This is a genomic window from Janibacter sp. CoH_79_TC_3, from assembly GCF_058197955.1.
Genome location: NZ_JBXWIV010000003.1, coordinates 238459 through 251463 on the forward strand (window position 1 = coordinate 238459; position 13005 = coordinate 251463).

General features: G+C 44.2%; 11 protein-coding genes. 5 read left to right on the forward strand and 6 right to left on the reverse strand.

Annotation, left to right across the window (positions count from 1 at the left end; genetic code table 11):
* Nucleotides 1-28: 28 nt before the first annotated feature.
* Both tuf and rimI read left to right on the forward strand, forming a co-directional pair.
* Nucleotides 29-1219, forward strand: coding sequence for an elongation factor Tu (tuf, locus tag AC2FA3_RS05060; protein ID WP_201547280.1), 1191 nt, complete (start codon nucleotides 29-31; stop codon nucleotides 1217-1219).
* Nucleotides 1220-1416: 197 nt separating this feature from the next.
* Nucleotides 1417-1899 (forward strand): ribosomal protein S18-alanine N-acetyltransferase, encoded by a 483-nt coding sequence (gene rimI / locus AC2FA3_RS05065; RefSeq protein ID WP_490508607.1) that lies wholly within the window; start codon nucleotides 1417-1419, stop codon nucleotides 1897-1899.
* A 27-nt stretch (nucleotides 1900-1926) separates the two neighbouring features.
* On the opposite strand, the gene AC2FA3_RS05070 is transcribed toward rimI, so the two are convergent.
* The 3 genes from AC2FA3_RS05070 to trxB all read right to left on the reverse strand — a co-directional run bounded on the left by AC2FA3_RS05070 (nucleotide 1927) and on the right by trxB (nucleotide 4400).
* The gene (locus AC2FA3_RS05070) at nucleotides 1927-2364 is read right to left on the reverse strand and encodes a MerR family transcriptional regulator (RefSeq protein WP_490508608.1); all 438 of its coding nucleotides are present in this window, start codon (nucleotides 2362-2364) and stop codon (nucleotides 1927-1929) included.
* Nucleotides 2365-2528: 164 nt separating this feature from the next.
* On the reverse strand, nucleotides 2529-3377 hold the full coding sequence (aat, locus tag AC2FA3_RS05075) for a leucyl/phenylalanyl-tRNA--protein transferase (RefSeq protein ID WP_490508609.1): 849 nt from the start codon (nucleotides 3375-3377) through the stop codon (nucleotides 2529-2531).
* Nucleotides 3378-4400 carry a thioredoxin-disulfide reductase gene (gene trxB / locus AC2FA3_RS05080; protein ID WP_490508610.1) on the reverse strand — a complete coding sequence of 341 codons (1023 nt, stop codon included), beginning with the start codon at nucleotides 4398-4400 and terminating at the stop codon, nucleotides 3378-3380. It lies immediately after the preceding gene.
* Between the two features lie 588 nt (nucleotides 4401-4988).
* On the opposite strand from trxB, the gene AC2FA3_RS05085 reads away from it, so the two are divergent.
* Together AC2FA3_RS05085 and AC2FA3_RS05090 are read left to right on the forward strand one after the other, a co-directional pair.
* Nucleotides 4989-8312: a DNA translocase FtsK gene (locus AC2FA3_RS05085; RefSeq protein WP_490508611.1), complete on the forward strand. Its 3324-nt coding sequence runs from the start codon at nucleotides 4989-4991 to the stop codon at nucleotides 8310-8312.
* Nucleotides 8313-8573: 261 nt separating this feature from the next.
* On the forward strand, nucleotides 8574-10067 hold the full coding sequence (locus AC2FA3_RS05090; RefSeq protein ID WP_490508612.1) for an amidase: 1494 nt from the start codon (nucleotides 8574-8576) through the stop codon (nucleotides 10065-10067).
* 50 nt (nucleotides 10068-10117) lie between these two features.
* On the opposite strand, the gene AC2FA3_RS05095 is transcribed toward AC2FA3_RS05090, so the two are convergent.
* Both AC2FA3_RS05095 and rlmH read right to left on the reverse strand, forming a co-directional pair.
* Nucleotides 10118-11041: a DODA-type extradiol aromatic ring-opening family dioxygenase gene (locus tag AC2FA3_RS05095; protein WP_490508613.1), complete on the reverse strand. Its 924-nt coding sequence runs from the start codon at nucleotides 11039-11041 to the stop codon at nucleotides 10118-10120.
* A gap of 98 nt (nucleotides 11042-11139) precedes the next feature.
* Nucleotides 11140-11628, reverse strand: a complete 489-nt coding sequence (rlmH, locus tag AC2FA3_RS05100) for a 23S rRNA (pseudouridine(1915)-N(3))-methyltransferase RlmH (protein ID WP_201546301.1) — start codon at nucleotides 11626-11628, stop codon at nucleotides 11140-11142.
* A gap of 249 nt (nucleotides 11629-11877) precedes the next feature.
* Here rlmH and AC2FA3_RS05105 point away from each other — a divergent pair, with 249 nt between their 5' ends.
* Nucleotides 11878-12324, forward strand: a complete 447-nt coding sequence (locus AC2FA3_RS05105) for a DUF2147 domain-containing protein (protein WP_201546302.1) — start codon at nucleotides 11878-11880, stop codon at nucleotides 12322-12324.
* 118 nt (nucleotides 12325-12442) lie between these two features.
* Here AC2FA3_RS05105 and AC2FA3_RS05110 read toward each other — a convergent pair whose 3' ends face one another.
* The gene (locus AC2FA3_RS05110; RefSeq protein ID WP_490508614.1) at nucleotides 12443-13000 is read right to left on the reverse strand and encodes a DUF421 domain-containing protein; all 558 of its coding nucleotides are present in this window, start codon (nucleotides 12998-13000) and stop codon (nucleotides 12443-12445) included.
* Nucleotides 13001-13005: the final 5 nt, after the last annotated feature.

Sequence of the window (13005 nt, forward strand, 5' to 3'; positions counted from 1 at the left end):
AGATTCATCAAAAAAAGAGGAAATACCCATGGCAAAGGCCAAGTTTGAACGCAGCAAGCCACACGTCAACGTCGGTACCATCGGACACGTTGACCACGGTAAAACAACCCTAACCGCCGCTATCGCAACCGTAGCAGCAATCACCTCTGGTGGCGAAGCCAAAGACTACGCGTCTATTGACTCAGCACCAGAAGAAAAAGCACGTGGCATCACCATCAACACCTCACACGTAGAATATGACACCCCATCACGTCATTATGCTCACGTCGATTGCCCAGGTCACGCCGATTATGTTAAAAACATGATCACCGGTGCAGCCCAAATGGACGGCGCCATCCTAGTTGTATCAGCAACTGACGGCCCTATGCCACAAACGCGTGAGCACATCCTGCTTTCACGTCAGGTTGGCGTACCGTACATCGTCGTATTCATGAACAAATGTGATGCGGTTGATGACGAAGAACTGCTTGAGCTAGTAGAAATGGAAGTTCGTGAATTATTGAACGACTATGACTTCCCAGGCGACGACACCCCAATCATCAAAGGTTCTGCTACTGAAGCCCTAAAAGGCTCACAAGAAAAATACGGCCAACCAGCTGTCGTAGAACTACTAAACGTTCTTGACACCTACATCCCAGAGCCAGAGCGTGACATCGACAAAGCATTCCTAATGCCAATCGAAGACGTATTCTCAATCTCAGGTCGTGGTACTGTTGTAACTGGCCGTGTTGAATCTGGTATCGTTAAAGTTGGTGACGAAATCGAAATCGTCGGTATCCGTGACACTCAAAAAACCACCTGTACCGGTGTAGAGATGTTCCGTAAACTGCTTGACGAAGGTCGTGCAGGCGAAAACTGTGGCGTACTACTACGTGGTACTAAACGTGAAGACGTACAACGTGGCCAAGTACTAGCTAAGCCAGGTTCTATCACTCCTCACACCAAGTTTGACGCAGAAGTATACGTATTGTCAAAAGAAGAGGGTGGTCGTCACACTCCGTTCCTAAACGGCTATCGTCCACAGTTCTACTTCCGTACCACTGACGTAACTGGCGCAATCCAATTACAAGAAGGTACTGAAATGGTTATGCCTGGTGATAACGTTGAGATGGGCGTAGAGCTTATCCACCCAATCGCTATGGACAAAGGTCTTCGCTTCGCTATTCGTGAAGGCGGCCGTACCGTAGGTGCTGGTGTTGTTGCTAACGTACTTAGCTAAGCATTGATGCATTAATACTATCAGAGCAATCTGACAGTGTTAAGCTCTAAGAAAAAGCCATCCTGATAAAGGGTGGCTTTTTTTTGCGCTTTATTTTAAAAGCAGGTAGTTAAATAATAATGATGATAAATATTTAAGATAAAATAGATGCGATCGGGTCTAACTGCACGTGAATAAGAACAATAAAAGGAAACGCTGTGTTTATTATCGAAAAACTACCAAATAAAGCATCAGAGCTGCAAAAAATAATTCAAGCAGTTGCAAATATTGAGTCACTAGTGCAGACACAAGATGCATGGACTTATAAAACGCTAGTTGAGATGCTTGAGCAAGACAGTGTTAGCATGCTGCTCGTTTATGCGGCTGAGGGGAGAGCTGACAAGGTAATTGGTTATTGCTTGTATCAAGTATTGTTTGAGCAAGCAGAAATACTGCGTATCGGTACCCATCCTGATTATCAGCGTCAAGGTATCGCCTCACAGATTTTTGCCAAATTAAATGCAGAGTTAAAGAACAATCAGGTAGAGAGTTTGTTGTTAGAGGTGCGGGCAGATAATGCGCCTGCGATTGCTTTATATGAGCAGCAAAGGTTTGCCGTGATTCATACGCGAAAGGGCTATTATCAAGTGCCACATCAGCCAGCCACTGATGCTTTGATTATGCAGAAAATTTATCATTAGGGGTTGGTTGTTTAGAAGATAGTTGAATTATACTTGTGGCGGTATTCTCTTTTTGCAGATATCAATATTGGATAGATACTTTTCATCCGTTTGCATGCGCTCAAGAATCTCAATGCGTTCAGCCAACATCTCTATCATTAAGCTAATAGTCGCTTGTTGCTTTTTAACTTGGGTTAATTTCTGCTGAGTAAGGCTTAGCTGTAGATCAATATCGAGCTGGCCGTCATAATAATCATTAAGGCTATCTTTGATTTCTGTCAGAGTAAAGCCAATCGCTTGGGCACTTTTAATCAGCTCGATACGCTCAACGCATTCTGGATGAAACTCGGTATAAAGTCGTGAGCCCGCTTGGCGTTTGCGAGATTTTAGTAGCCCCAATTGGTCGTAATGACGAATCGTGTCTTTGGTGGTATTGGCTTTTGTTGCCAGTGTACCAATCAATAAAAATGCGGTATCAGGTGCCATGCTAACCTCGTAAGTACAATATCTAACTTACTTATTGTATAAATGATGATTGGAAGCGCTGTTTAAAGGTATGTTTTCTTAAAGCTAATTTTATTTGAAGTGATATTGGAAGGTACTAAATAAGCGTACTTCTTAACCAAGCTATTTTGCCTTGTTAATTTGCGTTATATTTTTAATTGCCACGGCTGTGGTTTATCGAGTAATGATACGGCTAAAGGTTGATGAGAGTCCTTTTGCCATTTGACTGAACGGCTGCCAATAAGGGTATCTAACTGCGCTAAAAAGTCAGCACGCGGTAAGGTTTCAGCCCCCAAACTCAGCAGATGCTCATTTGGCAACTGACAGTCTACCAATTCGACATTGGTTTGGGCACATAAACGCATCAAGCCCCAAAAGGCGAGCTTTGACGCATTCGATGCGACATGAAACATCGATTCCCCAAAATAAATACCGCCTATCTTTAGGCCATATAACCCGCCAATCAACTGCTGCTGATCATCCCAAACTTCAATGCTATGCGCAAAGCCTTGGGCATGCAGCTCAGTATAGGCTTCAATCATCTCACTATGAATCCAAGTATGTTCGCCCTCGGGCAGGTCATCATTGAGAGCATCGCTACGCGGTAAACTACAAGCATGTATAACATCATCAAACGCTTGATTCAGGGTCAATTGCCAAGGACTGCGACTCGCTTGTTTACGTAGCGATTTACTAGGTTTATAGTCAGCAGGAAGCACGATACAGCGCGGTTCAGGGCACCACCATGCGATAGGTTCATCTTCATTAAACCACGGGAATAATCCTTGCGCGTAAGCAGAAATCAGAGTTGTAGATGCTAAATCTCCCCCAACGGCAACGATACCGATGCCATCAGGATCAACCATCGTAGGATCTGGGAAATTATAACGCCCGAGATTTCTGATGTGTTTACAGAAGGTCTCAGGCGTTATGTCAGCCGCATTGATATCGATATTAATATCAATGTGACCGTCGTCTTTAGTAAAGTTGCTCATTTATGCTTCTTTATCAGCAGTCAATGTTGACGCATACGTATGGTCTTGAGCAACAACTTCACCAATAGCATCCAAGTATTTTTCAGCATCAAGCGCTGACATACAGCCAGTGCCCGCCGAAGTAATGGCTTGACGATAAACATGGTCGGCGACATCACCTGCGGCAAAGACGCCTTCAATACTGGTTTGGGTGGCGTTGCCATTTAGACCGCTATTAACGATAAGGTAGCCGTCTTTCATTTCCAACTGACCTTTGAATAAATCTGTATTTGGCTTATGACCAATAGCGACAAACATGCCAAACACGTCTAATTGCTTGGTGCTACCATCAATCATCGATTCGATAATCAATCCATTGACACCCATATCATCGCCGACCACTTCTTTGACTTTATGATTCCACTCGATTTTGACGTTACCGTTTTTGGCTTTTTCAAACAGCTTATCTTGCAGAATTTTTTCAGAGCGTAAGCTGTCGCGGCGATGGACCAAAGTGACTTCAGAGGCGATATTGGATAAGTACAATGCTTCTTCAACAGCAGTATTACCACCGCCAATGACGGCGACTTTCTGGTTTTTATAAAAGAAGCCATCACAGGTGGCACAAGCCGATACACCGAGGCCTCGGAATTTGGTTTCTGACTCTAAGCCTAAATACTGCGCAGAGGCACCCGTTGAGATAATTAGGGCATCACAAGTATAGCTGCCGTTATTACCGATTAGGGTAAAAGGGCGCTCATTAAGATTGACCTCATTGATATGGTCATAGACCAATTCAGTACCAAAGCGCTCGGCATGGGCTTTCATACGATCCATAAGCGCAGGACCGGTTAAATCATGAGCATCGCCAGGCCAGTTATCGACCTCAGTGGTGGTGGTCAGCTGACCGCCCACTTCCATACCAGTCACCATCACAGGCTTTAAATTGGCACGTGCAGCATAAACGGCCGCGGCGTAACCGGCAGGACCTGAACCTAAAATAATCAATTTTTCGTGGCGTGGAGCCGTATTATTAGTTGCCATAAAATTTCCTTGCTCGCTATCTAAATGAGAAATATAAGAATTAAAATACGTCGTACAAATTATAAATGTTATAAAAGATAGTCGCTAAAAGTAGCGATGAATATGGTTTTTCTTATTTGCTGTGTGATAATAACATAAGCTCAGAGGGCAAAAAGTGCAAGTTTGCTAAAATGAATATGGGTATCATTAGAATTAAAGCACCATAAGCTTGAAAAATGCTGCCTAAAAATATGGTCTATAACAACAAGCTGTATGATAACAGGATACCTAAAATGACTGTATTTCTTTCATTAAGCCTCTATTTATTACGCAAAAGTGTGGCGAATGTTCGGTTAATGACCGCATTTTTTGCTAAATCACTGAGGGATTTGTTTTCTTACGCTCTTTCTTGATAACACTGTCGCCACTACGCCTATGTATTTGTTATTATAAGAAGTTATGCGGGAGTGGTAGCAGGAATAAGCGCTTAATGTATATTGCCACTCAAAGCATAAAACCAGTTCAGCATAGTCAGTATGATTAGGGTTAATCATCAACTGACAACCATTTAGTATTAATAACGAGTATTAACGACAAGGCAGATCTTACGTGATATCAGCACCACTTATTGAGTATTTAAAAAAGGGCATATTTACCCTGCTTGGATTAATACTGGCGGTTTATTTATTCGTCATTTTGATGACTTATACCGGTAATGATCCGAGCTGGTCGCACATCAGTAGTGATATGACTACCGTGAATAATATGGGCGGCGAGATGGGCGCGTGGCTGTCAGATTTGCTCTATAGCTTCTTTGGTTTTGGTGCTTGGTGGTTGCTGGCGTTTTTGGTCTATGAGTCAGTGCTGATTTGGTGGGATAATAAACCAACGTTTTGGTTATTACGCTTAGTTGCCTATGTGTTTTTGCTATTAAGTGCCAGTGCCTTGTTTGCGCAATTGGTAGCCTTAGTACAGCAAGTGGCCGATCCTATGGTGTCAGGTCTGAAAGGCGTGGCTGGTGGTATTATTGGCCTTGAGCTGCAAGCACGTTTAGCACAGCTATTATCACAGTGGGGCAGTGTGACGTTTTTAACGGTGTTTGTGATTATTACCGCCACTTTTGCTTTTAATATTCATTGGCTGGCGATTTATCAGAAAGTTAAAACGTGGTCATGGCGCGATGCTGCGGTTAAAGGTAATGACCGCGAACAGGATAATAGACAAGTGGCGCAAGCAGCGGCGGCTGCGCAACAGCAAAATGATAATGACAGTGTAACGGATGAAAAAGCCTCGCAAGGCTTTGAGCAGTTACCACTAGATTTGCCAGCTACTAATCATGCCCAAACGGCAGATAAAAGTGGTCGTTTTAATACCGTATTGAAAGATTTTTTAGCGACATCGGGTCTAGGTGCTAGCGTCAAAGCCTCTATGTCAGCCGCGGCAGCAGTGGCACAAACTGCAACTAGCAGCACAGCGCAGGATGAGCAATTACAGACCGCTTCGGCTAATGCAAGCAGTTTTAATCATATTAACCAACAGCAAGCTGCAACGCCTGCAGCAAACCCAGTTATGGCGCCTGTACGCAAAGTTGAACCAAGTTTTGCTTGGAATGATGCTAATACGGTCGATGATTTATTGGCAAGTGAGGCAATTGCTGGACAGGATACGCTTGTTTATGATGCAACTGCTGCTTCAAACACTAACGTCCAAGGCTTTGATAAATCTGCTGCGTCTTCTGATACTTCTGATTATGTTATTAATGATGCTGCTAATCAAGATAAAATGACAGAAAGCGTTGATGCTTGGCTAGCAGAACATGCGGCGGTTCCAGTAGCGCTTGAGTTAGAAGAATATAAAACTTTGATTGAAGCGCCAGTATTAGAAACCTCGTTTGACACTGTGATACAGGAACAGAAGACTGATAATTTATTAAACGATAATTCATCAAATAATATGGTTGCTGACTCAATAGATGATTTGTCTGAAAGCTGGTCTATCGAACAACCAGACTTTTCCTATAATGCTGAGCCTTTAGTTGAAACTGAAACAATCAGTACATCGGCAGTAGAGTTTGCTGCGCCAGTCGATACATTTAGTGACGTTGCTAAAGTTACCGAGATGACGCCGACCAATACGCCACCTGCCAATCCTAAACTCGCGCCGACAGCGGATATTGGTATTGCAACAACTGGTATTACAGAATCAACGGGCATTACAGCGACTGCTAGCGTTGCACAATCTGATACTGCACCAATCGCTGCCACTAAACCAACCATGAGTTTTGCGGTGCCAGAAGGCGATAGCAGTAATCATATTACCGATATGATGCCGGAAGACGACAATGATTACCACATCGCTGACGATATTGCTGCGCCTGTTATGCCGCATATTAGTGATGATATTGCATTCAATCAAAAATCACGCTCGATGCAAACGGCTGCCTATCGTAGTAGTCTGACACCAATTCCAGAACTTTCTATTTTAGATAAGCCTGACCCTGACCGTAAGCCGAGCTATACATTGGCTGAACTCGAACAGTTATCAGAGCTGCTAGAAATTAAACTACAAGAATTCAATGTCAAAGCAAACGTGGTCAATGCTATTCCAGGTCCTGTCGTAACGCGTTTTGAAGTAGATCTCGCTCCCGGAATAAAAGCCAGTAAAGTTACAGGGATTTCACGTGATTTGGCACGCTCATTATCAATGGCATCTTTACGTGTCGTGGAAGTTATTCCTGGTAAACCCTATATTGGCATCGAAGTGCCTAACAAGCAGCGCGAAATGGTGCGCTTAATTGAGCTATTAGATACCGAGAAATTTAAAGACCCTAAAGCGCAAATCAGCATGGCAATGGGTAAAGATATTGGCGGTAAGCCGATTATTACTGACCTTGCTCGCGCGCCGCATATGTTGGTTGCTGGTACGACAGGCTCTGGTAAATCAGTCTTGGTCAACGCCATGTTACTATCGATGCTACTTAAATATACCCCGAACGAGCTGCGGATGATTTTGATTGACCCTAAGCAGCTTGAGCTTGCCAACTATAATGATATTCCGCATTTACTAACGCCAGTTGTTACCGATATGACTGAAGCGGCAAGTGCCTTGTCTTGGTGCGTCGCAGAGATGGAGCGCCGTTATCAGCTGATGAGCTTATTAAAGGTTCGTAAGCTTAACGAGTTTAACAAAAAAGTCATCGCTGCTGAAAAATTGGGTAATCCAATGCTTGATCCACTATGGCGACCCAATGACAGCGTGAGTATCAGTCAAGCGCCAAAGCTTAAAACCTTACCCATGATTGTCATTGTCGCCGATGAGTTTGCCGATATGATTATGCAAGTTGGTAAGCAAGCAGAGGAATTAATTACACGCTTGGCGCAGAAATCGCGCGCCGCAGGGATTCACTTAATCCTTGCAACTCAGCGTCCATCGGTTGATGTCATTACTGGTTTAATTAAAGCTAATATTCCAGTACGAGCGGCGCTACGTGTGAACTCAAAAGTGGATTCGCGCACTATTTTGGATAGTGGTGGTGCCGAAGATATGCTTGGTAATGGTGATATGTTGTTCTTAGGCCCAGGGCAGATTGAACCGGATCGTGTGCATGGTGCCTATGTCAGCGACGAAGAGGTTAATAGCGTCTGTGATGCATGGCGTGAGCGCGGTGCACCTGATTATATTGATAATATGGCTGGTAATTTTGAATTATCTAGTCCCAGTGGCGGTAGTACTGCCAGCGCCTCTGGCGAAGATGATGACCTTTATAATGAAGCCGTTGGTTTTATTATGGAAACGCGCAAAGTGTCTGCTTCTAGTATTCAGCGTAAATTCAGCATTGGCTATAACCGTGCCGCGCGTATTGTCGACTCGATGGAAGAGGCTGGCTTGGTCAGCTCGATGGGGAAAAGTGGCAAGCGTGAACTGTTGATGTAAACAGATAACGCATACTTGAATACTAAAAAAGCGAGTTACTCAATAAAGTAGCTCGCTTTTTTGTTATTAGAATATAGGTAGTTATTCACGATTACCTTCATTATTGATAATAGACACTTATGTTTTCAAATGACCAATGAGTTTGTTAATCAATTATAAACAGTAGTTTTTTAGACTAAACTGGTGATTGTTATATCAGATAAATATCCATAAATTCTAAAAATACTTGCCAATTAAATTACTTTCCAAGGACGGTCGGTTATGTTTAAAGAATACACCCAATACGATGCGATAGCGCTGGCGGCATTGGTCAACGCAGGGGAAGTCAGCGCCAAAGAATTGCTCGATGCGGCAGTTGAGCAAGCCAATCAGCTTAATCCCAAATTAAACGCTATTATCCATCGTTTTGATGAGCGCGCTTATGCCGCAGCAGAAAAAGGCTTACCAACGGGTATCTTTAACGGTGTGCCTTATTTGCTTAAAGACTTGTCATTTTATTTTGCGGATGAGCCCATTACCATGGGTAGCCGTAGCGTCAATATCGTGCCTGATGACGATAGCGAAATCGTTAAACGCATGAAAGCCACCGGTGTGAATACTTTTGGTAAAACCAATACGCCAGAATTTGGTTTAATTATCACTACCGAGCCGAAAGCTCATGGCGCCACCCATAATCCATTTAAAAAAGGCTATAGCTCTGGTGGTTCATCGGGCGGTAGTGCAGCGGCGGTATCAAGTGGTATCGTGCCGATGGCAGGCGCAGGTGATGGTGGTGGTTCGATTCGCTTTCCTGCGGCATGGAGCGGTGTGTTTGGATTTAAACCTAGCCGTGGTCGTAACCCTATGGGACCTAAATTTGGCGAAGGTTGGGAAGGGGCGGTTGCTGACCATGTGATTACTCGTAGTGTGCGTGATAGTGCGGCGATGCTTGATGCTACCAGCGGTGCAGAAATCGGTGCGCCTTATGTCATTGCGCCACCCGATGGGACATTTTTGCAAGCAGCGATGCGAGCACCGAGGCAATTAACCATCGCGCTGCATCAACAGCCATTGGTTGCCAATACGGTCGTCGATAAAGAAGTACTTGCTGTATTAGAGCAGACTGCTAAGCAACTAGAAGCAATGGGTCATCGTGTGGTGCCCGCCGAGCCTAATATTAATATTGAGCAGTTTTGGCATGATTTTTTGGTGGTGGTCTGCGCCCATACGGCATTTACTATTGATAATATCGAGCGCTGTCACGGCGCGCAGCATATCCAAAACCTTGAGCCGCAAACCTATAATATGGCGATGCTCGGACGCTCATTATCTGCCGTTGATTTGGCACATGCTAAGCATGGCTGGCATGATAGCCAATATCAAACAGGTTTATTGCTTGAGACCTACGATATGATTTTGTGCCCGACCGTACCGACACCTGCGGTTAAGCATGGTGTATTGCCGCCAAGCCTTATGGATGAGATGCTCATGCGTAGCGCAGGGGTGCTTAATAAAGGCATTGATATGGGCAGATTTGCCTTTAGCTCGGGCGTGATTGAAAAGCTCAGCGCACCCGTACTTGGTAAAATGGGCTTTACTTTATTGGGTAATATTACGGGGCTGCCAGCAATGTCATTGCCACTCGGAATGAGCAAAAAAGGTCTGCCGATTGGGATGCAGTTGATTGGGCGTATAAATGATGAAACGACGTTATTTAGCATTGCTGGCGAGATGGAACGCGCTGGAATGTTTACTAAGCCTGCCTTTGAGAAGTAATTTTATATGCTCGAAATGATTTTTGATACATGCTGCATTAGAAGGTAGAGCTAATCAAAACGATAAATATCCATACCCAAACTATGGTGCGCCATGCTTTGATGCACCACAGAGACACGTTGACCGGCACCTAAGGCAAAGAATAACGGCAATAGGTGCTCATCGCTTGGATGTACGTTTTGATAATTAGGATATTGCTGCCAGTCTAAGGCGCTTGGAATGTCAGTTTTGAGCTGTTGCAGCAGCCAAACTTTAAAGTCTTTAGCGGTTTTATCAATACTCTCTGCTTGCCAACGTAGTGCTTGTAAATTATGGGTGATATTCCCTGAGCCAATCAAGAGGATTTGCTCATCACGCAATTGCGCCAGTTGCGCACCCAATTGATAACAAGCGACACTGTCATAATGCCGTGGTAGCGATATTTGCACGATAGGAATATCGGCTTCTGGATACAGATGCAAAAGCGGCGCCCAAACGCCGTGGTCGCTGACACGCAAAGGATTTACGCGGCAGGTGATACCACGCGCCGTTAGCTGGTGCGCCAGGGTTTCGGCAAGTGCTGGCTGACCCGCTGCAGGATATTGCAACTCATACAGCTCAGACGCAAATCCGGAAAAATCATGCCAAGTTTTTGGTTGTGGATTGCTGCTGATTTCAAGTTTAGCCGACTGCCAGTGTGCCGACATAATGACGATAGCGCGCGGCTTAGGTAAGTTTTGACCCATACGTGCCAACGCGCTGGTTGTCGCTGACTGTTCGATTGCAAGCGTTGGCGCTCCATGCGAGATAAATAGCGCGGGCAATTTGGGTCGCTTCGATACTTTCGCTGCCCTAGGTGGTATCGCAGGTATATCTGTCCAAGCAGCCGCTGCCGTGATAGGCGTCGGCTTTGAGGTCGTTAGAGGTTGGCGTTTGTCATCAGGTTGCGGATGCGTGCCTGAGACTTTAGGTACTGCATGTTTAGGATGTTTCATGGTGCATTTATTAGGGCGCGCGGCTATATTTCAATCTGTTTTGTCATTACTAATAACAAGCTGGTTTTTTATAAGGTAAGAGCTGCTTTATAAGCGTTTTAATTACCGCGATGATAAGGATGATTGTGATTGATACTCATGGCGCGATATAGCTGCTCCATCAGCACCACTCGCACCAGCGGATGCGGTAAGGTCAGCGCGGATAATGACCACTTTACATCGGCTTTTGCCAATACCTCTGGTGATACGCCGTCAGCGCCGCCAATGACCAAGGCAATATCGTCGCCTTGCTGCATGCCACCCGCCAATTTATCGGCCAACTGTTCGGTAGAGAGCATCTTACCTTTTACATCTAGCACCCACAATTGCTCACGCCCTCCTGCCGCATGAGCAGCCAATATTGCCTGACCCTCTTGTTCACGGTACTGCGCCAAGTTGGCGTCTGACGGATTTTTGGCGCGTTTGGCCGCCGCAATTTCTACGATTTCGGTGCTGAGCATCGGTTGAATACGTTTGAAATATTCATCAAAACCGGTTTGCACCCACTTGGGCATTTTATTACCGACGGTCAATATTCTTACTTTCATAATACCTACCACTTTGATTATTGATTAAATGTAACAAAAGAATTCTGCGCTTAAGTTGCTGTAACAAACAGACCTTTTACAAAGCATTTTTTTATGCTTTACTAGCATTCGACAAACAGTTGTTCTTTATTATGCTGATTTTTCTTAATGATAAATCTATCGATAATATGATAACGCCTAACACTGTGAGGTCTTTATGATAAACCAAAAGACAATTTGAAATATTTTTTTAAACGAAAGGAGTCGTTCATGAAACGTACTATATTAAGTCTAGCTGCTCTTAGCGCAGGTGCGCTGCTCTCTACTTCTGTGTTTGCTGTTTCGTTAAATGGCACGCAATGGCAAACCATCGATGATAAAACTGGCGAAAAAAAGGCCGTCATGCAGTTAACTGAAAGCGGTGGTAAAGTCACAGGAAAAATCCTAAAGGTCCTTGATAAAGAAAAGTCAGATGCGCTTTGTACCAAGTGTCCTGGCAGCTTAAAAAACAAACCGGTTGAAGGTTTGCAGATACTATCAGGCTTCAAAGCGGATGGTAATAATCAATGGAGTGACGGCAAGCTGGTCGATCCTGAGTCAGGAAAAACCTATTCTGGCAAGCTGACCTTAAGTGATAATGGTCAAAGCCTAAAACTACGCGGCTTTGTCGGTACCCCAGTCTTTGGGCGTTCGCAAACGTGGCAGCGTATTAAGTAAGTTTTGCACTAGGATTGTTATTGATAAATAACGATTATAGCGGTTAGTATTAATTGAAGATAAAAGCAAAAGGATAGTCGGTTTATATCGGCTATCCTTTTTTATGCTTTAACCTTTATCAGTCACCTTGCATAAGCGGTGCAATGGTTTGCGATATCGTGTTCTCTGCGTTTTGATGATTGTCTTTGTTATCAGAAGAAGTAGGTTTTGGGATAATGGTCAGCTTAGCATCTGATTCGAAAACGATCGCCTCAATATCATCGAAACTATTCACGCCTTCAGAACGCATCGCACATTCAATCTCCTGACGAGTTAAGCGCTCTGCACGCATCGCATCGGGTAAAAACTGTCCTTGATAAAAGACAATGCGCGGCTCGGACAAAATAAAACTGCTAAATTCTGGTGAAATAGACGCATATTTTGTGACCAAAAACTGCATGACATACAGCGCCACAATAGAAGAAGCGCCTTCTATAAAAGGGATGTCTTTAAGCAAAATAGTGCTGGCACCGAGTGAGCCAATCATCACGGTGACAATCCAATCAAAGTTATTAAGCTGCGAGGTCGAACGTTTTCCAGAGACTTTGGTAGTAATCACAATCAAAACGTAAACCATGACCGCGGTCAAAATGATACGTCCGAGTTTGTCTATATTGTCGAAAAAAAGCATCTCCATTGCTT